This window comes from Larkinella harenae (assembly GCF_054780515.1).
The window spans coordinates 207,170-232,399 of sequence record NZ_BAAGWE010000005.1 but is presented as its reverse complement, the minus strand read 5'-3'; the positions used below and the strand labels follow the sequence as shown (position 1 = coordinate 232,399).

Annotated in this window: 31 protein-coding genes; 13 read left to right on the top strand and 18 right to left on the bottom strand. The window is 48.7% G+C overall.

The genetic code is table 11. The annotated features are described in order from the left end of the window. Positions 1–8 precede the first annotated feature (8 nt). The 6 genes from ACYVH9_RS22915 (at position 9) to ACYVH9_RS22890 (ending at position 6,026) form a co-directional block, all read left to right on the top strand. Entirely contained in the window at positions 9–176 is a 168-nt protein-coding gene (locus tag ACYVH9_RS22915; RefSeq protein WP_460638744.1) for a lmo0937 family membrane protein, read from the top strand. A 435-nt stretch (positions 177–611) separates the two neighbouring features. Beyond that, the gene (locus ACYVH9_RS22910; protein ID WP_460638743.1) at positions 612–899 is read left to right on the top strand and encodes a YtxH domain-containing protein; all 288 of its coding nucleotides are present in this window, start codon (positions 612–614) and stop codon (positions 897–899) included. Positions 900–951: 52 nt separating this feature from the next. Beyond that, the gene (locus tag ACYVH9_RS22905) at positions 952–1,281 is read left to right on the top strand and encodes a YtxH domain-containing protein (protein WP_460638742.1); all 330 of its coding nucleotides are present in this window, start codon (positions 952–954) and stop codon (positions 1,279–1,281) included. A 751-nt stretch (positions 1,282–2,032) separates the two neighbouring features. After that, positions 2,033–2,710, top strand: coding sequence for a response regulator (locus tag ACYVH9_RS22900; protein ID WP_460638741.1), 678 nt, complete (start codon positions 2,033–2,035; stop codon positions 2,708–2,710). 118 nt (positions 2,711–2,828) lie between these two features. Beyond that, positions 2,829–4,244 (top strand): ATP-binding protein, encoded by a 1,416-nt coding sequence (locus tag ACYVH9_RS22895; RefSeq protein WP_460638740.1) that lies wholly within the window; start codon positions 2,829–2,831, stop codon positions 4,242–4,244. Positions 4,245–4,340: 96 nt separating this feature from the next. Continuing rightward, entirely contained in the window at positions 4,341–6,026 is a 1,686-nt protein-coding gene (locus ACYVH9_RS22890; protein WP_460638739.1) for a proton-conducting transporter transmembrane domain-containing protein, read from the top strand. Between the two features lie 77 nt (positions 6,027–6,103). Here the strand turns inward: ACYVH9_RS22890 and ACYVH9_RS22885 are convergent, their stop codons facing one another. Genes ACYVH9_RS22885 through aroQ form a run of 4 tightly spaced genes read right to left on the bottom strand, consistent with a single transcriptional unit; the run spans position 6,104 to position 8,573 of the window. Further along, complete coding sequence (locus ACYVH9_RS22885) at positions 6,104–6,568, bottom strand: pyrophosphohydrolase domain-containing protein (protein WP_460638738.1); 465 nt, start codon at positions 6,566–6,568, stop codon at positions 6,104–6,106. Next, on the bottom strand, positions 6,568–7,131 hold the full coding sequence (locus tag ACYVH9_RS22880; RefSeq protein WP_460638737.1) for a MarC family protein: 564 nt from the start codon (positions 7,129–7,131) through the stop codon (positions 6,568–6,570). Before ACYVH9_RS22880 ends, ACYVH9_RS22885 begins: the two co-directional genes overlap by 1 nt. A 3-nt stretch (positions 7,132–7,134) precedes the next feature. Continuing rightward, positions 7,135–8,136 (bottom strand): aminotransferase class V-fold PLP-dependent enzyme, encoded by a 1,002-nt coding sequence (locus tag ACYVH9_RS22875; RefSeq protein ID WP_460638736.1) that lies wholly within the window; start codon positions 8,134–8,136, stop codon positions 7,135–7,137. Further along, the gene (gene aroQ, locus ACYVH9_RS22870) at positions 8,133–8,573 is read right to left on the bottom strand and encodes a type II 3-dehydroquinate dehydratase (RefSeq protein WP_460638735.1); all 441 of its coding nucleotides are present in this window, start codon (positions 8,571–8,573) and stop codon (positions 8,133–8,135) included. Before aroQ ends, ACYVH9_RS22875 begins: the two co-directional genes overlap by 4 nt. 95 nt (positions 8,574–8,668) lie before the next feature. Between aroQ and xerD the strand changes: the two genes are divergently transcribed. Continuing rightward, entirely contained in the window at positions 8,669–9,565 is an 897-nt protein-coding gene (xerD, locus tag ACYVH9_RS22865) for a site-specific tyrosine recombinase XerD (protein WP_460638734.1), read from the top strand. 90 nt (positions 9,566–9,655) lie between these two features. Here xerD and ACYVH9_RS22860 read toward each other — a convergent pair whose 3' ends face one another. The 4 genes from ACYVH9_RS22860 to ACYVH9_RS22845 all read right to left on the bottom strand — a co-directional run bounded on the left by ACYVH9_RS22860 (position 9,656) and on the right by ACYVH9_RS22845 (position 11,624). After that, complete coding sequence (locus ACYVH9_RS22860; protein ID WP_460638733.1) at positions 9,656–10,189, bottom strand: hypothetical protein; 534 nt, start codon at positions 10,187–10,189, stop codon at positions 9,656–9,658. 83 nt (positions 10,190–10,272) lie between these two features. Further along, complete coding sequence (locus ACYVH9_RS22855) at positions 10,273–10,863, bottom strand: class I SAM-dependent methyltransferase (protein ID WP_460638732.1); 591 nt, start codon at positions 10,861–10,863, stop codon at positions 10,273–10,275. Between the two features lie 42 nt (positions 10,864–10,905). Next, the gene (locus ACYVH9_RS22850) at positions 10,906–11,124 is read right to left on the bottom strand and encodes a hypothetical protein (RefSeq protein WP_460638731.1); all 219 of its coding nucleotides are present in this window, start codon (positions 11,122–11,124) and stop codon (positions 10,906–10,908) included. Further along, positions 11,121–11,624, bottom strand: coding sequence for a SixA phosphatase family protein (locus tag ACYVH9_RS22845; RefSeq protein ID WP_460638730.1), 504 nt, complete (start codon positions 11,622–11,624; stop codon positions 11,121–11,123). Before ACYVH9_RS22845 ends, ACYVH9_RS22850 begins: the two co-directional genes overlap by 4 nt. 175 nt (positions 11,625–11,799) lie before the next feature. Here ACYVH9_RS22845 and ACYVH9_RS22840 point away from each other — a divergent pair, with 175 nt between their 5' ends. Beyond that, complete coding sequence (locus ACYVH9_RS22840) at positions 11,800–13,395, top strand: peptide chain release factor 3 (RefSeq protein WP_460638729.1); 1,596 nt, start codon at positions 11,800–11,802, stop codon at positions 13,393–13,395. 54 nt (positions 13,396–13,449) lie between these two features. Here the strand turns inward: ACYVH9_RS22840 and ACYVH9_RS22835 are convergent, their stop codons facing one another. Next, positions 13,450–13,989 carry a hypothetical protein gene (locus ACYVH9_RS22835; protein ID WP_460638728.1) on the bottom strand — a complete coding sequence of 180 codons (540 nt, stop codon included), beginning with the start codon at positions 13,987–13,989 and terminating at the stop codon, positions 13,450–13,452. 123 nt (positions 13,990–14,112) lie between these two features. Here ACYVH9_RS22835 and pepT point away from each other — a divergent pair, with 123 nt between their 5' ends. Then, positions 14,113–15,351 carry a peptidase T gene (gene pepT / locus ACYVH9_RS22830; protein WP_460638727.1) on the top strand — a complete coding sequence of 413 codons (1,239 nt, stop codon included), beginning with the start codon at positions 14,113–14,115 and terminating at the stop codon, positions 15,349–15,351. A 75-nt stretch (positions 15,352–15,426) separates the two neighbouring features. Here pepT and ACYVH9_RS22825 read toward each other — a convergent pair whose 3' ends face one another. From ACYVH9_RS22825 to ACYVH9_RS22785, 9 genes are all read right to left on the bottom strand, one after another. Then, a complete protein-coding gene (locus ACYVH9_RS22825) occupies positions 15,427–16,221 on the bottom strand; it encodes an SDR family NAD(P)-dependent oxidoreductase (protein ID WP_460638726.1) in 795 nt (264 codons plus the stop codon). 12 nt (positions 16,222–16,233) lie between these two features. Further along, positions 16,234–17,919, bottom strand: coding sequence for a D-alanine--D-alanine ligase family protein (locus ACYVH9_RS22820; RefSeq protein WP_460638725.1), 1,686 nt, complete (start codon positions 17,917–17,919; stop codon positions 16,234–16,236). Positions 17,920–18,081: 162 nt separating this feature from the next. Further along, the gene (locus ACYVH9_RS22815; RefSeq protein WP_460638724.1) at positions 18,082–18,348 is read right to left on the bottom strand and encodes a NifU family protein; all 267 of its coding nucleotides are present in this window, start codon (positions 18,346–18,348) and stop codon (positions 18,082–18,084) included. A gap of 80 nt (positions 18,349–18,428) precedes the next feature. Then, a complete protein-coding gene (locus tag ACYVH9_RS22810) occupies positions 18,429–19,538 on the bottom strand; it encodes an Mrp/NBP35 family ATP-binding protein (protein ID WP_460638723.1) in 1,110 nt (369 codons plus the stop codon). A 28-nt stretch (positions 19,539–19,566) separates the two neighbouring features. Beyond that, positions 19,567–20,580, bottom strand: coding sequence for a GSCFA domain-containing protein (locus tag ACYVH9_RS22805; protein ID WP_460638722.1), 1,014 nt, complete (start codon positions 20,578–20,580; stop codon positions 19,567–19,569). A gap of 82 nt (positions 20,581–20,662) precedes the next feature. After that, positions 20,663–21,103, bottom strand: a complete 441-nt coding sequence (gene rplI / locus ACYVH9_RS22800; RefSeq protein WP_460638721.1) for a 50S ribosomal protein L9 — start codon at positions 21,101–21,103, stop codon at positions 20,663–20,665. 112 nt (positions 21,104–21,215) lie between these two features. Continuing rightward, positions 21,216–21,467, bottom strand: coding sequence for a 30S ribosomal protein S18 (rpsR, locus tag ACYVH9_RS22795; protein WP_038117645.1), 252 nt, complete (start codon positions 21,465–21,467; stop codon positions 21,216–21,218). Between the two features lie 2 nt (positions 21,468–21,469). Beyond that, entirely contained in the window at positions 21,470–21,850 is a 381-nt protein-coding gene (rpsF, locus tag ACYVH9_RS22790; RefSeq protein WP_460638720.1) for a 30S ribosomal protein S6, read from the bottom strand. Positions 21,851–21,984: 134 nt separating this feature from the next. Further along, positions 21,985–22,929 carry a hypothetical protein gene (locus ACYVH9_RS22785; protein WP_460638719.1) on the bottom strand — a complete coding sequence of 315 codons (945 nt, stop codon included), beginning with the start codon at positions 22,927–22,929 and terminating at the stop codon, positions 21,985–21,987. Positions 22,930–23,092: 163 nt separating this feature from the next. Between ACYVH9_RS22785 and ACYVH9_RS22780 the strand changes: the two genes are divergently transcribed. Genes ACYVH9_RS22780 through ACYVH9_RS22765 form a run of 4 tightly spaced genes read left to right on the top strand, consistent with a single transcriptional unit; the run spans position 23,093 to position 25,209 of the window. Next, positions 23,093–23,755: a YggS family pyridoxal phosphate-dependent enzyme gene (locus tag ACYVH9_RS22780; RefSeq protein ID WP_460638718.1), complete on the top strand. Its 663-nt coding sequence runs from the start codon at positions 23,093–23,095 to the stop codon at positions 23,753–23,755. 12 nt (positions 23,756–23,767) lie between these two features. Next, entirely contained in the window at positions 23,768–24,154 is a 387-nt protein-coding gene (locus ACYVH9_RS22775; RefSeq protein WP_460638717.1) for a DUF423 domain-containing protein, read from the top strand. Positions 24,155–24,161: 7 nt separating this feature from the next. Next, entirely contained in the window at positions 24,162–24,569 is a 408-nt protein-coding gene (locus ACYVH9_RS22770) for a hypothetical protein (protein WP_460638716.1), read from the top strand. 10 nt (positions 24,570–24,579) lie between these two features. Further along, positions 24,580–25,209, top strand: coding sequence for a hypothetical protein (locus ACYVH9_RS22765; protein WP_460638715.1), 630 nt, complete (start codon positions 24,580–24,582; stop codon positions 25,207–25,209). Positions 25,210–25,230 lie beyond the last annotated feature (21 nt).

The window sequence follows — 25,230 nt, the reverse complement described above, 5'->3', positions numbered from 1 at the left end:
ATCCAGATATGGGAAACTTACTTTACACAGTAGCAGTCATACTTGTTATCATCTGGGCACTGGGATTTTTTGGTGTTCTCGGAACCGGTTTAGCAGGTAGTAATCTGATTCACATTCTTCTGGTCATTGCAATCGTTGCTATTTTACTTCGTCTCATTCGGGGTCGAAGTGTATAAACACGCACATCATTTAAAAATGCCGCTGACCCTAGGGTCGGTCGATAAATATCATCGCTGAAATTGTTATGAAGCGATACGTTTAGGTTTAGGTGGTTTCATTTTAGGTTAAGTACAAGTTACGGTGGGTACGGAATCCCTGCACCAAATTTGAGTGCAGGGATTTTTTGTTTTCATGCACTCCACCCAAAGAACATTTGAGCGTTGATTCCTGCACTTGTGATTACTTTGGTTCTACAATCTGTAGAAAATATTCCTCATAAACTTTTGGCTCATTGCTAGAAATGAAACGATCAAAAGGTGGATTATGCACTGTAAATCAATCAATTGACAACTGATGCAATACTGATTGAGTGAAAGTGGTACGAAATTTTCTGTAAACTTCTCGTTATCCGCCGTGAGCGGTTATTATTCACTTAAACCGTTTTAAAGGTTATGAAATCGAATTTCAGTGGACTCGTGGTTGCCATTTTGACAGGGGCGGCTTTAGGCTTATTATTAGCTCCTCGTAGTGGAAAAGATACTCGCAAGAAAATTTCGAATGATTCCGACAAATTTCTGAAAGATCTGCAAGACACCATTACGAACGGTTTCAACAGCATTCGCCATCAGTATGATGATGCTAAAGACAACCTGGCGTCCAAATACAACGATGCAGTTGATACGGTAGCTTCGCGTTCAAAAGGCGCAGTTGAGCGGATTGAGCGCAATTCTAAATATTAATTCAATACTTTTGCTACCTTCACGAGTCGCAAACTTAAATCAGAAAAGCACCATGAGAAGTTCAAGAGATTTTCTGCTGGGATTCATTACAGGCGTAGTAGCTGGTATTTTGACAGCTCCGAAGAGTGGCCAGGAAAGCCGTCGATGGATTCAGGACGAAGCTGACAAACGCACAAAAGATCTGCAGGATCAGTGGAACAAAGGCGTTGAGCAAGTCAAATCGCAGGTTGATCAAGTTAAATCACAGGTCAATCAGTGGACTGGTAAATTGCAAGATGAAGGCGAGCAGAAGAAAGATAAGTATAACGACAAAGTTGATGACTTGGCCGATAAAGCACATGAAGGTGTAGATTCGGCAAAACAATCAATTAAGGCCGAGTAAAGGCTTTAAAAAAGTACATCATTAGTCTGACAAGCAGACAACAGATTTACTCAACGTATGAAAAAAGTAGCGAAACACTTGCTGGCAAGTGTTTCGCTTTTTATTTAACATATTTCGCTGAAATACGGAATAGCGCAATTTTAATGGCAATATTTTTTGTTTGTTACCCAAAAACAGTATTATTTTGGCTTTATAGGCCGTTTTTCAGCAATAGAACATTGTCTTTGCCTGAACTCAAAAAATAACTAAGTAGTTTTCTTTTATTTTTTGAAGTATTTTTGATGTTGATGCTGGCAACAACTATTATATTTGCATACTAATGTTAGAATCAAGACTTTAAAGATATAAGTTCGGTGTAAGCCGGGCTACAAACAAAGGCAGCCTAAGCCTGAACGGGCGGCTGTTTTTAAATGGTGTGGATATAGTCGGAAAGCTATTCGGGTAGTCTCGGATAGCTTTTTTGTTGGCTTTATTTTCAACCTATTCACCTGATTTTAACCTGTATTTAACTTCGGTTTAATCTCACGGGGCTACTTTTGATCGATCAAATTTCCGCTGTAAGTCAGCTAGTATCTTACACAAAGGAAGGTTGAACATCAAAGCTGGTGTAACAATTAGCTTTGAATGGTGTGGATAGGATGAAAAAAGCTGCCTGAACATGTTTTTCGGGTAGCTTTTTTGTTTTACTTCGTTGTTGATAGATTTTTGTACCGGAGCCATCCACATCCGGGTCAGTTTGCCCTTAGCAGTTATGAAAATTCTGGTAGTTGAAGACGAACCAAAACTCGCGTCGTTCGTAAAAAAAGGCCTCGAAGAACAGTCTTTTGAGGTAGACATTGCTTACGATGGTCATATTGGCCGAAACATGGCAATGGGTAACAATTACGACGTCATTGTACTTGATGTAAACGTGCCGAAAATGAACGGCTACGATTTAGCGAAATTCCTGCGCTCCGAAAATGTCAAAACGCCCATTCTAATGTTAACAGCGATGGGTTCGCTCGACAATAAAGTAGCAGGGTTCGAAGCAGGCGCTGACGATTATCTGGTCAAACCGTTTGAGTTTCGGGAGTTACTGGCCCGGCTCCGAGCCCTGAGCAAACGCGTGATCGACACCAGCCTACAAGCTAATACTCTGAAAGTGGCCGACCTGGAGCTCGACCTGAATGAAAAAATCGCCCGTCGGGGCGGCAAACGCATCGAACTGACTGCTAAAGAGTTCGCCTTGCTGGAATACCTCATGCGCAACCGCAGCCGTGTCGTTTCCCGCATCGATATCGCCGAAAAAGTATGGGATATTCATTTCGATACGGGAACAAACGTTATTGATGTTTATGTCAACTTCCTGCGCAAAAAAGTAGACAAGGATTTTCCCGTTAAGCTGATCCACACTGTAATTGGAATGGGCTATATGCTAAAAGAGGAATAAAGAAGAAAGGGAAAAAGAAGCTAACGGGTGCGGGGGGACAAAGGTGAAAGTAAGGCCTTTTCCTTTCACCTTTGTATCTCTTTGCTTCCTATTCTTTGTTCCCGTCCCCTTCTTCATCATGACTATTCGTGCTCGTTTAACTGTTCTTTTTACCTTATTAGTAGGCTCCATCATCCTGCTATTCTCTTTATCAATCTATTATTTATTTGATCAGTATCGGGAGCGGGAATTTTATGAACGTCTCCGGCAAAATGCATTTGCCACCGCTCAGTCCCTGGAAAATGTAGAAGTAAGCGGCATAACGGATGAGATGCTCCAACAGATTGAGCTAAATTTCATGTCTCTTTACAAAGGGCATGTCACAATTTATCTCCCCAATAATCAAATCTTGCATTCGACCGACTCCAACTACGAAAAGGTTTCAACCCAGTTTCTGGAACAAGTACGCAGTGGGCAGGAAATTTTCAGACGCACTGGTGAGATTGAAACCCTGGGCGTGCGGTATACGGACAACCATCGCCGAAATCTGGTTGTAGTGGCAACTGCCATTGATCGCTACGGTTTTACCAAAATCGAATGGTTACGCGACATTCTGGTGATCAGTTGGCTCGTTAGTATGGGCATCGTTCTGATTGCGGGTTGGTTTTTTGCCGGTGATGCCCTCAAGCCGGTTTCCGATATTATCGATCAGGTCAACGCCATATCGGCCACCAATATCTACGCCCGGTTGCGGGTGGGCCGGCCCAAAGATGAAATGGCTAAATTATCCATTACGTTCAATGCCATGCTTGACCGGCTGGAACAGGCATTTATTCTCCAGAAAAACTTTGTTTCGCACGCTTCGCACGAGTTGCTCACCCCCCTGACTATCATGATGGGCCAGGTCGACGTGGCCCTGATGCAGCCCCGCAATGAAGCCGAATATAAACAGGCGCTGGAAAGCGTGCTGGAAGACGGCAGGAAAATGAACAAGCTCGTTACCGGCCTGCTCGAGTTGGCGCGGGTTAATGCTGATGCCGCTACGTTGTCGTTTAAACCCGTCCGGATTGATGAAATACTCTGGCAGGGACGCAGCCAATTACTCCAGAAAAATCAGGAATACCGCATTGATATTGAATACGAAAATCTACCCGGCAACGAAGATGAGTTGATTACTATGGGTGAAGAAGCACTCCTCCAAATGGCCTTTCAGAATTTGATGGAAAACGGCTGTAAGTATTCCCAAGACCATCATATCACAGTCGCCCTGAAAGCCGGCAACGCCCAGATTCAGCTCGTTTTTAAAGACTGCGGCTACGGTATTCCACCAAACGACCTCCCCCATTTGTTTGAACCTTTCTTTCGTTCCGAAAACACGTCGGGTATTATTGGACACGGGATTGGTCTGGCGCTAACCCACCGCATTATCACAATCCATCGGGGGCAGATCAACGTAGAATCCACAGTGGGAAAAGGCACAACTGTTGAAGTCATCATGCCGGTTCGCAGTCAGGTTTCGTCTGAAAAACCGCTGGCTTTTGAGCTGGACACTTAGCTAAACAGGGTGATTTAACTGGTTTTTAACATTACATTAATTCACTTTTAACAGCTCTGTAAGACTTTTGACGCTAGTGTTAGATTGAAAGCGAGCATGGAGTCAGCTGTTATTTTATTTACTGCCGTCAGTAGCCTGGGCGTGTTTGCATTCCGGGGGCAGACTAAATACTATCTCAGCCTCTTTCTGCACTTTCTGCTCGTGGTTACCGCTTCTTCCTGGGCATTTCGAGCGTTGTCGTCAAGGGGCGTAATGCAATTTAATCTGTTTGAGACGATCAACCTGTCGTTGTCTGCCAGCATCGACAGTTTATCCGCTTTTTTCCTGATTATCATCAGCCTGACGTTATTAACCAGCTTGCTGTATGCACACGGTGCGCTGAAACAATACCGCCAAACGCGGTCCAATCGTCAATTCTCGTTGCACCATTTTGCGCTTCTTTGGCTGCATATTTCTCTTCTGCTGGTATGTACCCTGCGAGGAGGCACCCCGTTTCTGCTTGCCTGGGAGCTGATGACATTGACGGTTTTGAGCCTGGTCCTGTTCGAAGTAGGTTGGAGTAAGTTTCGGGAAGTCGGGCTCTCTTACCTGGTACAGCTACAGATTGGCTCGGTTCTGATTATGGCCGGTTTTCTCCTGGTCTTTCTAAATGGCCGCACGTTTGGATTTGAGGGGCTTAGCCCGTATTTTCTTCAATCCGCGCCTTTACCGGTTTTTCTGTTGTTTTTCCTGGGCTTTGGCAGCTATGCCGGTTTTGTTCCGTTTCATACCTGGCTGTCACCTACCCAGCGATTTGCGCCAGCGCACGTTTCAGGTATCCTGTCGAGTGTACTGATTCCCATGGGTTTTTACGGTATTTTACGCACGCTAACCTACATTCACAACGACCTCATTGTCATCAGTTTTCTGATTCTGCTTGTTTCGCTCCTATCGGGTATCGTAGGGATCAGCTCAGCATATGGGCAACAGGATAACAGCAAACTACTAGCATACAGCAGTATTTCCAGTACCGGCATCACGGGGATTGGCCTGGGCGTTGGTCTGCTGGGCAGTGCGTTCAATATCCCTTCGCTGTCAGTGCTGGGATTTACCGGCGGTATACTGCACCTGTTTCATTACGCGCTGGCCAAACCGCTGCTGTCTTACAGTCTCGGGTCTATTCAGCAAGCGACAAAAACAAGAGAGTTTGGACAACTTAGCGGCCTGTTCAACACGATGCCCAAAACCTCCGTCTCTTTCTTACTGGGGTTGGTGGCGCTCAGCAGCCTGCCACCTTTGAGCGGTTTTGTCTCCCAGCTTATAATCTATATGGGTTTATTCGACGGGCTTGGTGCTGAAAGCGGTTTCTGGAACTACCTTCTCTGGGCAATTATGGCAGGATTGGCCTTCCTCAACGGCTACACCCTGCTTGCGTATCGAAAACCATTGGAAATTCTTTTTCCAAATGCTAAGCATCCGGCAGGCAGTTTACCCAATACGGAGGTTTCGGACGATATGATTATGGCAAAAGGGGTTCTCGGCAGCTGTGTTTTGGCTACGGGCCTCTTTCCCTTGTTTTTCATCAAGCTCGTTAGTCACGTAACGGTTTTGTACACCCCAAACTTGCAGCCTCTGGAGGCTTTTTATTCCAACATTGTGTATGCTGGCCTGATTGGCACCTTCCTGATTGGGCTGGTTCTCTTTACCTGGTGGCTACACAGCCGTCCTTCCAGACCGGTTAATGTGAGATACCATCGACCTTCTTCGTTCGATAAATCCAAACGAGAGCACTGGATCGGATAAGCTAACCTATTTTTCTGTGATTATTTAGGTTATTGTAAGCTCAGGCCGGTTGATCAACCGGCCTGACTTTTTGTAGACTACTTCAGAATACCGACCAGATTAGCGGGCGAGTAATTGACATTTTTGAGTGTTTTATTGTCAGCAGTCCGATACACCAAATATTTACCGTCAGACTCTACATAGTGACAATCTACTCCCTTTTCTTGATAATGTTGCACTGTGGCTTCGGCTTCTTCCACCGTCAGGCAGGCTTTGCTCAGGTTGGATCGCTGCACTTCATCAAATAAGGTCTTGAATTTTTCGCCCAGCCCAAACTCCAGAATGGCACCCGCCAATACATACTGCAAATCGCACAGGGCATCGGCTACTTCCACAATATCTTTTTCCAGAATAGCCACTTCCAGCTCCTTCAGCTCTTCGGCCAGCAGGGCAACCCGGAGTTGGCAACGGTTTTCGGACGGTATTTGCGGCTGCTCCAAAACCGGATGATGAAATGTTCGGTGAAATTCGGCAACGGCATTTAATGAATCGGGGGTCTGCATCAGAAATTATTTTTAAAAAGTTTAATGGCAATGGCAAGTAAAATGATGCCGAAAACCTTCCGCAAAATGTTGGTTCCGCCCGGCCCGATGCGGTTTTCAATCCATTCCGACGACTTCAGAACGATGTAAATCAGGACCAGGTTGATCAGAATGCCAACCAGAATGTTTGCGGTGGCGTATTCGGCTTTTAGTGACAAAATGGTGGTCATGGTTCCGGCACCGGCAATCAGCGGAAAAGCAATCGGAACAATGTGGGCAGCTCCGGTGCTGTGCTCGTCGGCCTTGAAGATATTCCGCCCCAGAATCATCTCCAACCCCAGCAGAAAGATAATCAGTGCACCGGCAACGGCAAAAGACGATACATCGACCCCAAACAATTTCAGAATGGACTCGCCCACATACAGAAACGAAACCATCAGTAACGCCGATGCCAGGGTAGCTTTTTCGGATTCGATTTTGCCCACCTTCCGGCGCAGATCAATAATAATCGGCAGCGATCCAATCACATCAATGACCGAAAACAGAATCAGCGTAACCGATATGATTTCTTTAACGTTTAGCATTTGCTACGAGGCCCGTAAAAAAGTCTTCAGCGTTTCAATCTCCGCAACGTCAATGGCCGGAAAATTGGCAATCCGGAACGTCGTGGATTTCCAGTCACCGTAGCCGTTACCCAAGGTGATACCCGCCTGACGGGCAGCGGTTTTTACCACACTGATTTCGGCTTCGCTTCCCTGAACGGCAATGACAGTATCCGACCGGAGTTCCGGCTGCTCGATCAACAATTTCCACCGGGTTTGTTCCGCGATAAACCGGTACCAGTCGGCGGCCCGCTCCCGAACCAGAGCGTCTATTTCCGCAATCGGCGGCACCTGCTGCAAAACCCGCATCAACAGGTAAATCCCCAACCCGTTTGGAGTATAAGGTGTCTGGTACTTAGCCATGTTTTCGTGGACGAATAACAGGCTGTTGTAATACTGCCGATCAGCAATGATTTCGGCCTGTTTCAAGGCTGCGGGTGAATAAATCAAAACCGCCAGTCCCGCCGGCAAGCCCAGGCACTTCTGCACCGACGCAAACCAGACATCGGCCAGTGTCCAATCGAACAACAGCCCCCCCAGCGATGAAACGGCGTCTACAGCAATCAGACCACTGAATTCCTGCCGGAACTTAGCCAGCGTATCCATCCGAACCTGGGTTCCATTTGATGTTTCGTTCTGCACAACGCACAACACATCCGATTCGCCGGGCAGGATCATCGGTTTGATCCGGTGCGCGTATTCCATCCATTTTTTCCCGAAAGCGCCCCCGTACGGATGCAGGCTCGTTGTCACCGTCAGCGATTGTGCTATCACTTCCCAGCACTCGGTTGCCGATGAAACAAACGCAATATGGTAGTCCGCCGGTATTGCCAGTTTTTCGTGCAACAGCCGAAGCGTTTCCTGCACAATATCCATAAAACCGGGGCTGCGGTGGTTCAGACTCACCACGCCCGATCGAATCGCTTCCTGGGCGTAGTCGGCTACCTGCGGATATACCTTCGAAGGACCGGGATAAAACGTGATCATGCGGTTGGCTCCTGATCCAGGCTCAACAAATACTGTACGGCCAGGTTATACCCCAATAGCCCCAGCCCTACGATAACGCCTTTGCATTTGGCCGACAGGTAACTGTGGTGCCGGAACGTTTCGCGGGCGTGCACGTTGGAAATATGGACTTCCACCGTTGGCGCGGGCACGGCAGACAGCGCATCCGCAAGCGCAATCGATGTATGCGTATAGGCCCCGGCATTGATGACTATACCGTCGATGGTAAAACCCAGCTCGTGAATTTTGTCGATCAGTTCGCCTTCGTGGTTGGACTGAAAATACCGTATCTGCACATTCGGAAAAGCCTGCTCAATCGTTTCCAGGTAATCCACAAAAGTGCGGCTACCATAAATGTGGGGTTCACGCTTGCCCAGAAGGTTCAGGTTCGGGCCGTTTAAAATAAGAATCTGCTTCATGGAGTTCGGTTCAGAATCGACATGATTGCGGGGTTACGGTTTTCGGAATTAACGGGTAATTCGTACTTTGTAATCCTTAATCCGTCTGTTTCGCTGTGTGGCAAAGTTACATTAACGCTTTTAAAAACTACCTGAAACTGGAACGTTCGCTCGCCGAAAATTCCGTCGAAGCTTATCTGCGCGATGTCAACAAGTTGCGTGAGTTTCTGGAGTTGTCGGGTTCGGCGGCTTCTCCTGTGCAGGTAACCGAATCTGACTTGTTCGCCTTTCTGGCTTATCTAACAGACCTGGGTCTGGCAGCTCCGTCGCAGGCCCGGTTTCTGTCGGGCCTAAAAGCGTTTTATAAATTTTTACTGCTGGAAAATGAACTACAGGCTGATCCCACACAGTTGATTGAAGGGCCTAAATTAAGCCGAAAATTGCCCGACACCCTCAGCTTTCCCGAAATCGAAGCCATTCTGAGCGTCATTGATCTGTCGACACCCGGCGGCACCCGCGACCGGGCCATGATCGAAATGCTGTATAGTTCGGGGTTACGGGTTTCCGAACTGTTGGACCTTCGGCTCACCAGTTGTTATTTTGAAGTCGGTTTTATCCGAATCACCGGGAAAGGAAATAAAATGCGACTAGTGCCAATTGGCAAGGACGCCATCAAGCATACCACGTTGTACATCGACCACGTTCGGAGTCAGCTGGACATTCAGAAAGGAGCCGAAGATACGGTTTTCTTAAACCTGCGGGGCGGCACACTCTCTCGTATTTCGGTCTTCAAAACCATAAAAAAACTGGCGATGGAGGCCGGTATCCACAAAGAAATCAGCCCACACACCTTCCGGCACTCGTTCGCTACGCACCTGATCGAGGGGGGGGCCGACTTACGGGCAGTTCAGCAGATGCTCGGACACGAATCCATTACAACCACCGAGATTTATACCCACCTCGACCGCGATTACCTGCAGCAGATTATTACGGACTTTCATCCCCGCTCATAACAAACAAAAGTACCCGCCGTCAAAAACAGCGGGTACTTTATTTCGTCGGTTAACCCTAACCCAAATCACATTCTTGCATCGCTATTTCCACTACTCTGCAATTGCCTTTTCTCCGGAGAAGTAATGATCTGTCTGTTTAAACAATAGATTAAAAGACGTCATGCTTCCATAAATCCGGGTAATATATTGTTGTATATTGATCTTTTCTTCTTCGTCAATAGAACTGGCATTTACGCGCTGCTCAAGTACCCGTAACCGATCCCGCATCATCACAATTTTATGAAAAAATACATCCATCGGTATCTCTTTGGATGCCAAATCGGTTCGCCCTGGTTTCAGAATTAACTTGCCTCCTTTCCATTTATCACCCAGCGGCACTACTTCCATTACATCGGCCCACTTCTGCAGGATTCGGGAAAGCGCTTGCTCGACATCGAACAGACTAACCAGATCATTGTCCAGCTCAATCAGCTCGACAACTTCCATTGGTGTCGTCAACTTCACTATTTTGACGCCCGTTTCGATAAAAGTCACGGTGTAAGCGCTGGATTTAACATTAATTATTACGCCCTCACCAAATTCGGCATGGCGAACCCGCGACCCAACTCCTAGTATATGATCCATCACCATAGAACCCATTATTGTTTGCACAAAACACAAACAAAGTATATGCCAAATTATACTAATGGGTCATCCCGGGCGTCTTATTACCCGATTTCTTTAGGCATCAATACGTTACAAACGCAGGTTGATTTCGTAGTAACGGTCGTGGCTTCGTCGAAAAGTTTAAAACCGTCTTTGATACTGGCCCAGAGCTCGTCGCTATGTTTGTGGTTATTAATGGTTACAATCAGTAAACCATTGGCTTTGAGATACGTCGCATACCGCTGGAGCGTTTTGAGTGGGTAGCGGCTGTAATAAATCGATTCATTGAAAATGATCATATCAAACAGGCCGGTTGGCTCATACTTATCCATATCCGCCACAAGATACGTACACTTTTTATCGGCCTGATCCTGGGCAGTCTTGATAGCCGTATCCGAAATATCCATGCCCACGTACCGACCATAGTTCTGAGTTTGAAGTCGTTGCTGCAAGAATCCTTCGCCACAGCCAATTTCCAGAATTTCGGGCTGACCTGGCTTCAGGTATTTCACATAACCCACTATGACGCTAAATCGGGCCAGCTCATCAAGCCCTCTTAGCCCTTCCCACAGCCCTTTGTCATATTGATAGTTCCAGCGATCGCGGTTGTCACGGAGAATTTTGCGCTTAAAAAATGAAATGATAGCCTGCATACGGCTGGGTTTAATTTGATCAATGGGAACGGTTTTCGGCCCCTAGCGGCTTGTCGTATCTTCCAGAAAAAGCGTATCCGCTATATTCAGAGCCGACGAATCCAGCGCGGTTCCATCTGGCTCGGTCGGCAGCGCCCGTTCAAGCTGCCGTTTTTTGGTCCAGGGGGCCGTTGTACGACGGCCCATGTCGATGGCCAACAGTGCGACGATAATGGTGAATAAGATGGCTACTATAAACAGAATCCGCCGGTTTCGATTCATGATTCTTTCAATTTTTTGGGCTGAATCAAGTCCAGTAACTGACCTGTTCGGCCCGATACTTCAGCCCACTCCAACCCCTCAAACTCAATGATGGCCACGGCCCCTTTGCTCATGGATCCCACATCGGCATGCGTCAGGAACTCAGCGAAGTAAGAAATGTCCGGGTTGTGGCCAAAAAGCATGACCGATTGACACTGCCGACCCATTTCATTGATAGCGGCCATATACGCTTTCGGCCCGCCATCAAACAGCTTAGGTTCCAGAATCATAGCCTCCGGATCGACCTGCAACTGTTCAGCCATAACTTTCGCGGTATCTTTAGCCCGATTGGCCGTGCTGCTAATCAAACAATCAGGCCTAATTCCCCGATCAGCCAGGTGACGCCCTACCCGAGCGGCCGCCATAATGCCTTCGGTAACCAGATCACGATCGTGATCCCGCTGGAAAATAGCCCTGTCTTCCGCTTTAGCGTGTCGGACAAGATACAGTGTTTTCTTCATGTGCTCAGGTTAAGTAAAGCCGTTTTTTTTCAAAACTACTAATTCTGGTGAAAAGACCATGAATCAACTCACCGTGCTGGCCGATTGTTGCTCACCCCGCCCTGAAAATTCGTATCTTTGCAATTCAACACAAAAAAGAAGAAAACGGCCCGTCAAAGGCCACTCTTACCAATAAATGAGTACGCTACAGGAAATTAGCCGTCGCCGAACGTTTGCGATCATCAGTCACCCGGATGCCGGGAAAACGACACTGACCGAAAAACTACTGCTGTTTGGGGGAGCCATTCAGACCGCCGGAGCGGTTAAATCAAACAAAATTAAGAAGTCGGCCACGTCGGACTTCATGGAAATTGAGAAACAGCGCGGTATTTCGGTTGCCACCTCAGTGATGACGTTTGAATACCGTAACCTCAAAATCAATATTCTCGACACGCCGGGTCACAAAGATTTTGCGGAAGACACCTACCGAACCCTGACCGCCGTCGACAGCGTTATTCTGGTAATCGACTGCGTGAAAGGCGTCGAGGAGCAAACCGAACGATTGATGGAAGTATGCCGGATGCGCGACACGCCGGTGATTATTTTCATCAACAAGCTCGACCGCGAAGGCCAGAATCCGTTCGATCTGCTGGACGAGCTGGAGGCTAAACTCAACATCCGGGTTCGGCCGCTGACCTGGCCGGTTAACATGGGCTCCGATTTCAAGGGTGTTTATAGTCTCTACGACAAAACCATGAACTTCTTCCGCGTTAACAAAACAAAGGTGGAAGAGGATATTCTGGAAATCGACATCAATACACCGGTGCTGGATCAGAAAGTGGGCGAACGGGATGCCGAGCAACTTCGGGAAGATGCCGAACTGATTGAAGGCGTTTACGATCCGTTTGACCGGCAAACTTATCTGGAAGGGAAAGTAGCACCGGTTTTCTTCGGTTCGGCCGTCAACAACTTTGGCGTTAAGGAATTGCTCGATACGTTCTGCACAATTTCACCCGAACCCATCGCCCGTGCCACCGACAAGCGTGTCGTTCAGCCAGACGAGTCGAAATTCACCGGTTTTGTCTTTAAAATTCACGCCAACCTTGATCCGCGTCACCGTGATCGGATTGCGTTCCTTCGTATCTGCTCGGGAACTTTCGAACGGGGCAAGTTTTACCACCACACCCGGCTGGACAAAGACGTACGGTTTTCAAGCCCGTTCAGTTTTATGGCCGACAGCAAAAGCATTGTGGAAGAAGGGTTTCCGGGCGATGTGGTGGGCTTGTACGATACGGGTTCTTTCAAGATTGGCGATACTTTGACCGAAGGCGAAGAGCTGCAATACACCGGTATCCCAAGTTTCTCTCCGGAAATTTTTAAAGAGCTGATCAACGCTGATCCGATGAAATCCAAGCAATTGGAAAAAGGAATCCAGCAGTTGACCGACGAAGGAGTTGCGCAGTTGTTTACGATGACCAGCGGTAACCGGAAAATTGTCGGAACCGTCGGCGAACTGCAATTTGACGTTATTCAGTACCGGCTTGAGCACGAGTACGGCGCCAAGTGCCGCTGGGTTTCGCTGCCGGTTTCCAAAGCCTGCTGGCTGACGTCGGATGACAAAAAGAAACTCGATGAATTTATCCGTCTGAAAGGCCTGGCCATTGCCTATGATAAAGACGCCAACCCGGTATTCCTGGCAGAATCCGACTGGATTCTGCGCATGAACATGCAGAACAACCCGGAAATCAAATTCCACTTCACATCGGAATTCAAAACCGCCGTGGAAGCCTGACCGCTGGCAGAAGCTGTAAAAACGCCGGAACGTTGACAAGTTCCGGCGTTTTTGTTATTTAAATGCGTAGCCCAGTGAGACGCCAAACCAACCCGCCCGGAAGCCATCTCCGTTGACCACCGGCGTCCAGGTCAGCCGAAAAATAGCACCATTCCGAATTGGCTGTAGTCGCAGTCCGGTATTGATTGATCCAAACGCTCCAAACCCCTTTCTCCGAATGAATTCACCGGTCCCAGAATCCGTTCCGGAAGCAGTAGCATAAAGCATCGTAATGCCAGCACCCGCTTCAAACGCAACCCGGCGCTCACCAATGAGGTAATTCACCAGAATTGGAGCCGTTACGATCCCCGCCCTGACGTCAGAATTATTATCCGAAAAGCTCCCCCCCCCGATGCCAGCCCGCATTCCAAGTCCGCTCTGCGTTGGTTTAAATCGAAAATCATAATTCAGGCTGAGCGTTAGCCCGCTTCCTAAGGCTTCCGCATAGATCGCTTTATTTCTGCCACCTTCCTGGGCATGCCCCGATAACGCCAAGCCAACGAGTACTAAGAGTGCGAAAAGAACCTTGGATAATGAATAAGAATACGTTTTCATACATTCATTTTTACCGCTAAAAAACGTAAACACGATCAATGGTTGAAGGGTTATTCTTACAAAGTGCTAAAATTATCCTTTAAAATGGTAATTATGCGCTTTGAACTGAAACTGTGTACTCTTATGCAAACCTCGGCTACCGAACGGTTTTTGCGGTACGTCCAGATCGATACGCAATCTGACCCGCGTTCCACGACCAACCCATCAACGGAAAAACAGAAAGATTTAGGCCGGCTCCTGGTCGAAGAACTGCACGAAATCGGTGTTACGGACGCCGAACTGGACGATTACGGGTACGTATACGCCACAATTCCGGCCAATACCCCGAAGACCAACGTGCCGGTGATTTGTCTGTGTGCCCATATGGATACCTCGCCCGATGTAACGGGGGAAGGGGTAAAACCGCTCACGCACCACGGTTGGGACGGTTCCGACATTGTACTTCCCGACGACCCAACGCAAGTGATCCGGCGGGCCGATCATCCGGACCTGGACGCCCAGATTGGGAATGACATCATCACTGCCAGTGGTACCACCCTGCTCGGCGCCGACAACAAAGCGGGCGTCGCCGAAATCATGGCGGCTGCGGAACTGCTCATCAAAGAACCCGCCATCAAACACGGAACCATCCGGCTGTTGTTTACACCCGACGAAGAGGTTGGACGGGGAACGGAGAAAGTAAATCTGGAAAAACTTGGCGCTGCCTTTGGCTATACCGTCGACGGCGAAATGCTTGGAACCCTGGAAGATGAAACGTTTTCGGCGGATGCCGTGAAGGTTACCATTCAGGGCGTTAGTATGCATCCGGGTTTTGCCAAAGGCAAGCTGGAAAATGCCCTGAAAATAGCCGCTGATCTACTGGCCGAATTACCCAAAGACACACTTTCGCCCGAAACGACAGAAGGAAAGGAAGGTTTCATCCACCCGGGACATCTGGAAGGCAACCAGGATCAGGCTGTGGTTGAATTTATCATTCGGGATTTTAGCTTCAGCGGATTGCACGAAAAAGAGCAGCATCTCCAGAATCTGCTGAACACGGTTTTGACGTCCTACCCCAATTCCAGCGCTACATTTGAGGTCAAAGAGCAATACCGTAACATGAAAGAAGTGCTCGACCAACACCCGGACGTGGTCGAAAACGCGCTTGAGGCCATCCGCCGAAGCAGCCTTAATCCCGAACGCCGGAGCATTCGGGGCGGCACCGACGGTTCGCGGTTGTCGTTTATGGGTTTACCCTGCCCCAACATTTTCGCGGGCGAGCACGCTTTCCATTCGCGGCTGGAATGGGTTTCGGTTCAGGATATGGAAAAAGCTGTGGAAGTACTTGTCAATCTCTGCCAGGTCTGGGAGGAAAAAGCCTGACCAGCGTAGCACACTTATTAAAAAACCGTCTGAACGAATCTGTTCAGACGGTTTTTTGAGCAATTCCGGCGTGTATCAGGCAATCGTCTTGGTAACACCCCCATCAACACGGACCGCAGCCCCGTTTGTGGCCGACGCTAGGTTACTCGCCAGGTAAACCACCATATTGGCCACTTCCTGCGTGGTAGCAAACCGTTTCATGATGGATGTTGGACGGGCATTCTGGAAGAAATCCTTCTCCATTTCTTCCACCGAAACCTTATTCATGGCAGCCATATTGCCAATAAAATCCCCGACTCCTTCCGAGAATGTCGGGCCGGGCAAAACCGTATTAACCGTTACTTCCGTACCCGTGGTCAGCTCCGCCAAACCGCGCGAAACGGCCAGCTGGGCCGTCTTCGTCGTGCCATAGTGGATCATTTCCGTTGGGATTTGCAGCGCTGATTCGCTGGAAACGAAAATGATTCGGCCCCATTTTTTGGCCAGCATTTTCGGGAAATAATGCCGCGACAACCGGACCCCGCTCATCACATTGACTTCAAAAAACTTAAACCAGTCGTCATCCGGAATCTCCGTAAATGCCTTTGGTTCGAAAATACCCACGTTGTTGATCAGGATGTCAACCTCAGGCAGTTCGGTCAGAAGAGCGTTGATCTCCTCGATTTTACTGAAATCAGCCGCAACACCCCGAAACCGGGTACCGGGCAATTCGGTTGCCAACTGCTGAACCAGCGCATCGACACGTTCTTTATTCCGACCATTCAGAATTACTTCGACTCCTTCCTGAGCCAGGGTTATAGCTATTGCCAAACCAATACCGGCCGTTGAGCCAGTTACCAAGGCGGTTTTCCCGCTCAATTGCAGATCCATACGCTTGTTGTGTTAAGAATACCGTTCCGTAATGGCTCTGGCCCGCTCCCGGGTTTCCAGAATCAATGGATGCACGGGCTGCGAAAGAGCCTCCTGCACTTCGCTAACCGTGTCTTTAAACAACAAATTGAGCGGCAATTCGTGCTGTTCGTGTCCAGTTTTTAAAACCACAACGGGCCGCGTCAGTCCCTGGGCGGCCTGAAAACCGTACCAGGTTTTCGCTTCCTGCCAGGCGGCTTCGGGTGCATCGCCGGACACATCGACCACGAATTCCTCCGTGGGCACATGCAGGTTTTGGCGGTCAGCCATGCGCGTGTCCAAATCGGCCAGTTGCTGACGTAACCGAATCATATCCTTCCCCGTCCGAATGCGTTCCCGCAGCGACTGGCGAATAAAATACGTGATGGCCTGCGTGACGTTCAGGCCAATCTCAGCCATTTGTTTGAAAATAAGCGAAGTAGGTGACATACCGGGAATGGTGTTCGGATCGTGCAGCAGCACCCGGCCCGGCTCATCGGGTTGATCCGGCGTTAAAAAACCGTCGATGCGCGCGCAGACATTCATGCCCAGTTTGGTAAAGACCGCAGCCACGTTCAGTTGAATTTCGCGGTTATGTTCCAGCGTTGTGCCCACCGGAATCCGTTTCCGGGTCGTATTGGATTGGTATTTGGATTTGAAATCGAAACTGGTTACGTTGTAGATTTCGGTGGGAGGCAACGCCACCGCCGTGCCGTCATCATCCTGAATGACCCCACACGAAAATTCCTGACCGCTGATGAATTCCTCGAATAACACATCATCCTCGGAATTAACGGCGGCAATGACCAGCGAGTCGTAACCAGACACAGCCCAGGCATCCGCTTTTTCCAGCAGTGTTTTGGGGTGATAAATCATTTCGCCGGTCTCTTCAATCACCACGGGGTAACCAATGCCCGAATCCAGTTCGGTAATTTCTTGTACAAATGTCCCCTTCTCTTCATCCGAAAGCGTTTTCCAGGCTATCAGATCGATTGTCTGCCGGAAGAAACACTGGTCGACGGCTTTGATGAAAGCACTGAGGTTATTTTCCCGAATAATGACGACGCCAATGGACGAGCCCTGATGCGGAGCCTTCACCACAATAGGCAAACTCAGCAGATTTTGCAGCGATTCGAATACGCTGGCTTTATCGCACTGGTTCCAGTCTGGTCGGCTGATGGTGGATGTTTTTTTATCCTGCTGGTTGACCAACGCAATCAATTCATTTTGTAAAATCTTGTTGATTCCGACCGCCGATCCCATCAAACCGGGTCCGCTGTAGGGCATTTTATACCATTCAAGTAATCCCTGAATACTACCGTCTTCGCAATCGGGACCATGCATGGCCAGAAAGGCAAAATCAAAATGCTGGCTAAATTCCTGCGGCAGAATCCGCTGCCCAATGGTATTGATCTGAACTTCCTGCTCTTCAGCTGACAGTTCCGCCAGTGACTCTATGTATACCCGAAAGCGGCTATCGGTCTGTTGCGGGTAGAACGCCCGGATGGAGCTTTTACCCAAAAACTCTTCCCGAATCAGGATAAAATTGCCCAAACCGTCCACGAACACCATGACAGGCTGAAACAATATTTTATCAATGTGGGTGAGTGCCGTACGACCACCGGCAAATGAGACTTCCCGTTCGCGCGACGGGCCACCGAAGAAGATTCCTATTTTCATTTCAGGTACCACAGACGTTGTCCGTGTTGTTAAACTTTTCAAAACACTACCCTTTTTCCGGACGAAAATCCGGGGGTGAGGAAGCGCAAAATAACAAAAAAGCCGCTAATCCGACGGATTAGCGGCCAAACTCTTCTAAGCCTGCTTTGTAGGCGTATGGATTTAAAAGGCTGGTGTCAGGTTCGTGGCTTCGACGCGCGCAACTTCCGGAACGGCTTTCAGGATGGCTTCTTCCAGACCGGCTTTAAAAGTCATGGCAGACATCGGGCAAGAGCCACACGCTCCGACCAGTTCCAGACGAACAACTTTGTCGTTCGTCACTTCCAGCACTTTCACGTTGCCACCATCTGCTTCCAGGTAGGGCCGAATGCTGTTCAGTGCCGTTTCGACACGATCTATTAATAATTCGTTATCTGATACAGGTCCCATTCTCAACGTTATAACAAAAGTGGTCTAAATGACTGACGGTAAAAATACGTTTTTTCCTTCTTTTATCCAATCAATTTGGCTTACTGACGGACAATTTCAACGGGCCGGGTTTTGTCCAGGGTGGCATTGCGAACCGAGATCTGCTGCGCCAGTGCTTCAGCAGCTGACCGGAACGCACCCGAGGTCACCGGATCGTTTTCAGTCACCACCGGTTTACCTTCGTCACCCGCTTCCCGGATGCTTTGCACCAGCGGAATCTGCCCCAACAACGGAACATCATATTTGTCGGCCAGTTGTTGCCCCCCGCCTTTTCCAAAAATATAGTACTTCGAATCGGGTAACTCAGCCGGTGTAAAATACGCCATATTTTCGATGACGCCTAATACCGGCACATTAATCTGCGGTTGCCGGAACATCGCCAGCCCTTTCGTTGCATCAGCCAGCGCCACTTTCTGGGGTGTCGTGACGATGACCGCCCCCGTTACCGGCACGGTCTGCACCAGCGTCAGGTGAATGTCACTCGTACCCGGCGGCAGATCAATCAGCAGGTAATCCAGTTCGCCCCAGTTTGTGTCGGCAAAAAACTGGCGCAGCGCCTGGCTGGCCATTGGACCCCGCCAGACGATGGCGTTATCGCGGGGCGTCAAAAAACCGATGGACATGAGTTTAACCCCGAACTGCTGAATTGGATGCAGCATATTTTTTCCATCCACCTGTGATACAGAAGGTTGCAACTCTTCCGACCCAAACATGACCGGGATAGAGGGTCCAAAAATATCTGCATCGATAATGCCCACTTTAGCGCCGGATTTGTATAAGGCTACCGCCAGATTTGACGTAACGGTTGATTTCCCCACGCCCCCTTTACCCGAAGCCACCGCAATAATGTTCTTAACACCCGGTAAAACCGGTGTATTGAAACGCGTAGAGCTGACGTCGGCCGTCAGGTTCACATTTACTTCAATATCCGGACCAATGTACGCGTGAATGGCATCGACGCAGCGTTTGCGAATGAGTTCTTTCAGCGGACAGGCCGGTGTAGTAAGCACTACGGTAAACCGGACCTGATCAACACCTAACTCAATGTCTTTCACCATATTCAGCGTCACCAAGTCACGCTTTAGGTCCGGTTCTTCGACGTGCCCGAGGGCGTTCAGTACAGCTTCTTTAGTGAGTCTATAAGTTGACATAAGTACAAGTCTGATGGATAACAGCGAATCAGGCGGCCTGGTTCGCCCCCGGGTCAATTGTCTGGAAAGCCCGCAACCGCCGTTCTACCTCCTGTTTCTCCAGGGTAACATCAGCTCTTCGGGAGAACGTTTCCAATTGCTTCAATAAATTCTCCAGAAACCGTCGGTGCGATTCTGTTCCTTCGTGAAATGGCCGGTGCGCCAGCGCCTTTTGAATGCTTTTCCATTCGGTGATAAGTCCGCAAAGGTCGGCATCAAATGCGCTTTCGGCAAATTTTTCAAAAATATAGGTTTCAGCCACAGCATTGGGGTGAATCAGATCGGCTTCGTAAAAACGATAATCACGCAAGTCATCCATCATAATCTCGTAAGCCGGAAAATAATGGACCTGTTCATGCCAGACCGTTAACTCGTGGCTGATTGTTCGCAGGGTCGATTTGCTCACCTGGTTGAGTGGCAACGAATCTTTTGTATGACGCACCGGGCTGACCGTGAGCAAAAGTTGCAGGTTAGGATTAGCCCATTTCAAGGTTTTGACCAAACCGTTCAAGGTACTTTGAACGTGTTCATACGCGTAAAGATACTTTTCAAACAAAAAACCCGGCATTTTATGGCAATTGGCCACCACCTTACCCGCTTCACGGTGCCGGTAAACTACCGCCGTACCCAGCGTCAGCACCAGCCAGTTGGCTTCTTTCAGCGCCTGCCCCGTTTGCTTCAGGCACTCGACCAGCCGCCGACGAAGCTCCTCACGACTCGCCCCCCAGAAGGTGGAATGAAAATCGTAATGGAACCACAAGCCATCGCGTTCGACGTACAAATCGGGATCTGGCTCCGCATCCAGCAAAGCCACCCGCAGCAGCTTATCGATCGAAACCGGATTAAACAAGGTGCCAAACGGATTGCTCAATACCTCAATCTTATTATCGGCCAACTGGCGTCCCAGCACTTCGGCAAAGCACGAACCCAGGGTTACGATTCGGGCGTCGGGCCGGATCAAAACAGGGAGTTTTTCCGGCGTCAGTTCAGTACGAAAGTCCATACCATAATAACAAAAAAGCGGTTCGAAAAACTCCGAACCGCCTTACTTTATTTTTTATAGCAACGTACTGGTTACCAGAAACTTACTCGGCTACTACTTCAAACTTAACCGTTTGTTTCACATCCTTGTGCAAGTTAACATTGGCGCTGTAGGCACCCAGAACTTTCACGTCATCAATCGTGATTTTTTTCCGATCGATATCAAAGCCTTTTTCTTTCAGTGCATCGGCTACTTGCGTGTTGGTTACACGACCGAAAATTTTGCCGCTTTCACCGGCTTTGGCCGGAATCGTCAGCGTCAGCTGTTCCAATTCAGCCGCTGTAGCCAGCGCGTCATTCTTGATTTTTTCGGCTTTGTGAGCAGCCTGCCGAATGTTTTCGGCTACTACTTTCTTGTTTGATTCCGTTGCCATGACAGCATACCCTTGCGGAATCAGGTAGTTGCGGCCGTAGCCGGGTTTTACGTCAACCGTATCGTTCTTAAAACCCAGTCCGGCAATATCAGTTTTGAGTATGATTTGCATGATTGTAAATGAGTTGTCAGTTTTCAGTATACGGTTTCTGGCATACGGTTTTCGGTTTTTCCATCAGGCGGAGCAACCGTAAACTGTAAACCGTAAACCGTAAATCCTAAACTTATTTCAGTGAATCGCCTACGTAAGGTAACAAGGCTAAGTGACGGGCACGCTTAACGGCCTGACCCACTTTACGTTGGTATTTCAGGCTCGTACCAGTGATCCGCCGGGGAAGGATTTTACCTTGTTCGTTCAACAACTTCAACAGGAAGTTGGGATCTTTGTAGTCGATATACTTGATACCGGACTTTTTGAAACGGCAGTATTTTTTGCGGTTTTCGTTTTTGCTAACGGGTTCGTTCTGCAGACTCATAATTATTTAGCCTCCTCTCCTGCTTTTTCGGTTTGTTTGTTTTTACCCAGTTGTCCTTTCCGACGACGCTCGTTGTAAGCCACAGCGTGCTTATCAAGAACTGTAGTCAGGTAGCGAATGATGCGCTCGTCCCGGCGATATTCAATATCCAGGGCTTCAGGAACTTTCGTTTCTGCCGTAAATTCAAACAGGAAATAATAACCCGTGTTTTTGTGCTGGATCGGGTACGCCAATTTGCGCAAACCCATGTTCTCTTCGTTAACAATTTCCGCGCCGTTATCGGTCAAAACTTTGCGGAACTTGTCGACAGTGTCCTTTATCTGAGCTTCAGATAAAACGGGAGTTAGAATGAACACCGTCTCATAGTTCTTCGTGAACTGCATGACAATTGTGTTAAATGAATAATTATTTCAAAATGAGGACGCAAAGGTAACAAGAAAGGCAGAAAGAAAAAAGGGATAAACGGTTTTTTGTGGTTCCCTTCTATCCCTTTTTCCGGCACCTACCAGCTCCGTATTTATTTGACCGTAAAGTCGCCCTGGCCAATCTTGAAACCTTCCGAGAAGAGTTCAATCTGATGCGTTCCTTCTTTAAACGGAATATTGCCCCGGCCGTAAACGAACGTCACCGGCTGCCCGGTGTTTTCGTACAGCACGGTTTGCTTTGACGTATACACCATCTCCTGCCCACTAACGATAAACTGCCCGGAACCGGTGGCATTGTCGGCAATAACCGAACCGCTCGGGTCCAGAATCCGGAGATAAATTTCTTTTTCGTTTTGCTGCGTCAATGGGTTCGCTGCGAGCCGAAATGAGATTTTTATCTTCTCAATACGCCGGGAACGGTATTCGCCCCCATCGCTTTCTTTGCCACGACGGTTTATGGCGTTTACCACCAGGTTCTCGGCCTTCAATGCTGCTCCTAGCGTTACTTTCTCACTCAACTCCCGATTTATCTGCGAATAGTTGCTGACGGTATCGGCCAGGGCCTGACGTTCATTTTTCAGGTTGGTATTTTCCTCGGTCAACGTCTGGTTCTGGGAGGTCAGGATACTGTTTTCTTCTTTCAGCTGGCCGATCTCTTTATCTTTTTCACCCAGCAAAGCCAGGTAATTTTTGATTTTAGATTCGTATTTTTTGGCATCAAAAGCCGCCACATTCCGCAGGTTTCGCTTATCGGCCTCCAGCTGTTCTTTTACTTTCAATAACGAATCGACCTGGCCGCCCAGTGATTGAATTTCGGAAATCTTAGCATCCAACTGCGTCGAAATCGAATCGAGCCGCGCTTTGGTGATCAACATTTCCTGCGTTCTATCCGCCAGCGTAGTTTGCTGGTTTTTATTGGTTTGCCTTTCCTGGTAATAAAAATAAAGCAGTAGTAAATTCAGGGCCGCCAGAATCCCTAAGGCCACTAATAAGTAATTTTTACGGTTGTTACGACGGTCCTGGTTATACGACTCCATGGATAGTGTTACTAGAATTGGGTAAGTATTATAAAACGTAAAGTAACGGTTTATCGTCTTATTTCAATAGCAACGGGTATTATTTTCCCTCGTTGGAAGGCCTCCTGTTTCCTTTCCGGTATTTAGGCCGGATCCCTTATCTTTGTCGTCAAACTGCGTAGAAATGACAATTTCCACTACTATTCAGCGTATCGAAAGCCAATTACCGGATGCTACCAAGCTCATTGCCGTTACCAAAACCAAACCTGTTGCGTTGTTGCAGGAAGCCTACGACGCTGGCTGCCGACGGTTTGGGGAAAACAAGGTTCAGGAGATGGTCGATAAACAGCCCCAGTTGCCCGCCGACCTTGAGTGGCACCTGATTGGTCATTTGCAAACCAACAAAGTCAAATACATTGCGCCGTTTGTCAGCCTGATTCACTCGGTGGATAGCCTGAAAGTACTCCAGGAAATCAACAAACAGGCCGCCCGTCATCACCGTGTTATCGCTTGCCTGCTCCAAATTCATATTGCCCAGGAAGAAACCAAATTTGGTTTTGACGAAACCGAGGCCGAAACCCTGCTGAATAGCCCGGAACTGGAACCACTTTCGAACATCCGGATTGTGGGCCTGATGGGAATGGCCACCAATACCGACGACGAAACGCAGATTCGCCAGGAGTTTCGTTCCCTGAAACAATTGTATGACCGACTGAGCCGTATCCAACGATCCAATGTGCAGTTTCAGGAGCTTTCGATGGGCATGAGCAGTGATTATTTGCTGGCAATTGAAGAAGGAAGCACGATGGTCCGGGTCGGAAGTGCGATATTTGGAACGCGAAACTGAAAAACCGTTATCATGGCTAAATTTTTTATTCAATCCGGGGCTATTTTGGGATTTCTGGGCGTAGCGCTCGGCGCTTTTGGCGCTCATGCGCTCCGGGCTACGCTCGAACTGGGCAAGCGAACGGACACCTTTGAAACGGCCGTAAAATACCAGTTTTACCACGCCCTGGCGCTGGTTGCGATCGGTATCCTGCTGCAACTACCGGCAACTTCGAGCGTTTCGGCAAAATTTTATGGCTGGGCAGGCTATGCATACCTGTTCGGCGTTATTATTTTTAGTGGTTCACTCTACACCATTTGTTTTACCGGAATCACTAAATTCGGAGCGGTGGCCCCTATCGGCGGACTGCTGATGCTGGCGGGGTGGGCTCTGCTCCTGCTGGGAAGCCTGAAAAGCTGAGTAGATTATGAAAAAGCAAAAAGCAATCACCGGATTTGCCGTGTTGCTGGCGGGATGGCTGGCCTTGTCGTCTTTGACGGTTCCTGCGCCCGTTCTGTCGGAGCCCCATTCAGAAAGTGCCGCCGACTCCTTAAAGCGTGACCCCTCAACGGGTTTGGTTGCCGACGAGCACCTGACGCTGGTGGTTGCGCAATGCACCGCCTGCCACTCCAGCAAGCTCATTTTGCAAAACCGCTTTACACGCGACGGCTGGAAAGAAAAAATTCGCTGGATGCAGCGCACGCAAAAACTCTGGGATCTGGGCGAGAGCGAACCGGTCATCCTGGATTACCTGGTGAAATATTACGGCCCCGAACAAAAAGCGTTCGACGGTCGGCGCCGACCGTTACCGCCGGTAAGCTGGTATAAACTGTAAGGTACGGATGATGAAAAAGAACGCTTACCACTATCTTTTTGGACAAGACACGCTCTACCAAGCCGTAGATCCAGAACCGCTTGTGCCTAAACCCGTTGCGCCAATCGCTCAGCCGGAGCCCGTAGTGGAACAAGTCGTTGCCGAAATTGAGCCGGAACCGCCTATCGCCGAACCCCTACAACCGGTTTCACCCCCCGAAGCCATTCCCCCGCCGGTTGCTATCAGCGGGCCCATTGTTGCTGTTGCTCCTGCAATCGAAAAACCGTCTCCACTACCAGAACCCGAAAAACCGAAAGTGTTGCTCCTGTTCGATGAAGAGTTAACACCCGGCGAGCTGATTTTCCTGGAAAATATTCTGAAGGCAATCAATCTGGACCTGAACGATATTGATATGTTGAATCTGGCCGGTTCGGGCCTGGTCGATTTTCACGCGGTTCTGGAAAACAAAACCCTGCATCATTTTATCTCTTTCGGCGTTCCGTTCAAAACCATCCACCTGAACATTCAGATGGACCGTTACCAACCCATCCGGATTTTTGGAATCACGTTCCTGCTGACGGATCCCTTATCCGCCATCGAAGCGGATCAAAAACTCAAGCGTAAGTTGTGGGGTGTTTTAAAGCAAGTATTTTTGGATTAAACCCGAAAATGACTTTTATTT

Coding starts and splice junctions, on each gene's coding strand:
- ACYVH9_RS22905 (WP_460638742.1), top strand. CDS start 952: ATGAGAAGTTCAAGAGATTTTCTGCTGGGATTCATTACAGGCGTAGTA.
- ACYVH9_RS22815 (WP_460638724.1), bottom strand. CDS start 18,348: ATGGGACCTGTATCAGATAACGAATTATTAATAGATCGTGTCGAAACG.
- ACYVH9_RS22775 (WP_460638717.1), top strand. CDS start 23,768: ATGGCTAAATTTTTTATTCAATCCGGGGCTATTTTGGGATTTCTGGGC.
- ACYVH9_RS22780 (WP_460638718.1), top strand. CDS start 23,093: ATGACAATTTCCACTACTATTCAGCGTATCGAAAGCCAATTACCGGAT.
- ACYVH9_RS22860 (WP_460638733.1), bottom strand. CDS start 10,189: ATGGATCATATACTAGGAGTTGGGTCGCGGGTTCGCCATGCCGAATTT.
- rplI (WP_460638721.1), bottom strand. CDS start 21,103: ATGCAAATCATACTCAAAACTGATATTGCCGGACTGGGTTTTAAGAAC.
- ACYVH9_RS22875 (WP_460638736.1), bottom strand. CDS start 8,136: ATGATCACGTTTTATCCCGGTCCTTCGAAGGTATATCCGCAGGTAGCC.
- ACYVH9_RS22820 (WP_460638725.1), bottom strand. CDS start 17,919: ATGAAAATAGGAATCTTCTTCGGTGGCCCGTCGCGCGAACGGGAAGTC.
- pepT (WP_460638727.1), top strand. CDS start 14,113: ATGCAAACCTCGGCTACCGAACGGTTTTTGCGGTACGTCCAGATCGAT.
- ACYVH9_RS22900 (WP_460638741.1), top strand. CDS start 2,033: ATGAAAATTCTGGTAGTTGAAGACGAACCAAAACTCGCGTCGTTCGTA.
- ACYVH9_RS22770 (WP_460638716.1), top strand. CDS start 24,162: ATGAAAAAGCAAAAAGCAATCACCGGATTTGCCGTGTTGCTGGCGGGA.
- ACYVH9_RS22855 (WP_460638732.1), bottom strand. CDS start 10,863: ATGCAGGCTATCATTTCATTTTTTAAGCGCAAAATTCTCCGTGACAAC.
- ACYVH9_RS22840 (WP_460638729.1), top strand. CDS start 11,800: ATGAGTACGCTACAGGAAATTAGCCGTCGCCGAACGTTTGCGATCATC.
- rpsR (WP_038117645.1), bottom strand. CDS start 21,467: ATGAGTCTGCAGAACGAACCCGTTAGCAAAAACGAAAACCGCAAAAAA.
- ACYVH9_RS22810 (WP_460638723.1), bottom strand. CDS start 19,538: ATGTCAACTTATAGACTCACTAAAGAAGCTGTACTGAACGCCCTCGGG.
- rpsF (WP_460638720.1), bottom strand. CDS start 21,850: ATGCAGTTCACGAAGAACTATGAGACGGTGTTCATTCTAACTCCCGTT.
- aroQ (WP_460638735.1), bottom strand. CDS start 8,573: ATGAAGCAGATTCTTATTTTAAACGGCCCGAACCTGAACCTTCTGGGC.
- ACYVH9_RS22885 (WP_460638738.1), bottom strand. CDS start 6,568: ATGCAGACCCCCGATTCATTAAATGCCGTTGCCGAATTTCACCGAACA.
- ACYVH9_RS22835 (WP_460638728.1), bottom strand. CDS start 13,989: ATGAAAACGTATTCTTATTCATTATCCAAGGTTCTTTTCGCACTCTTA.
- ACYVH9_RS22880 (WP_460638737.1), bottom strand. CDS start 7,131: ATGCTAAACGTTAAAGAAATCATATCGGTTACGCTGATTCTGTTTTCG.
- ACYVH9_RS22765 (WP_460638715.1), top strand. CDS start 24,580: ATGAAAAAGAACGCTTACCACTATCTTTTTGGACAAGACACGCTCTAC.
- ACYVH9_RS22915 (WP_460638744.1), top strand. CDS start 9: ATGGGAAACTTACTTTACACAGTAGCAGTCATACTTGTTATCATCTGG.
- ACYVH9_RS22890 (WP_460638739.1), top strand. CDS start 4,341: ATGGAGTCAGCTGTTATTTTATTTACTGCCGTCAGTAGCCTGGGCGTG.
- ACYVH9_RS22850 (WP_460638731.1), bottom strand. CDS start 11,124: ATGAATCGAAACCGGCGGATTCTGTTTATAGTAGCCATCTTATTCACC.
- ACYVH9_RS22910 (WP_460638743.1), top strand. CDS start 612: ATGAAATCGAATTTCAGTGGACTCGTGGTTGCCATTTTGACAGGGGCG.
- ACYVH9_RS22785 (WP_460638719.1), bottom strand. CDS start 22,929: ATGGAGTCGTATAACCAGGACCGTCGTAACAACCGTAAAAATTACTTA.
- ACYVH9_RS22895 (WP_460638740.1), top strand. CDS start 2,829: ATGACTATTCGTGCTCGTTTAACTGTTCTTTTTACCTTATTAGTAGGC.
- ACYVH9_RS22845 (WP_460638730.1), bottom strand. CDS start 11,624: ATGAAGAAAACACTGTATCTTGTCCGACACGCTAAAGCGGAAGACAGG.
- ACYVH9_RS22805 (WP_460638722.1), bottom strand. CDS start 20,580: ATGGACTTTCGTACTGAACTGACGCCGGAAAAACTCCCTGTTTTGATC.
- ACYVH9_RS22825 (WP_460638726.1), bottom strand. CDS start 16,221: ATGGATCTGCAATTGAGCGGGAAAACCGCCTTGGTAACTGGCTCAACG.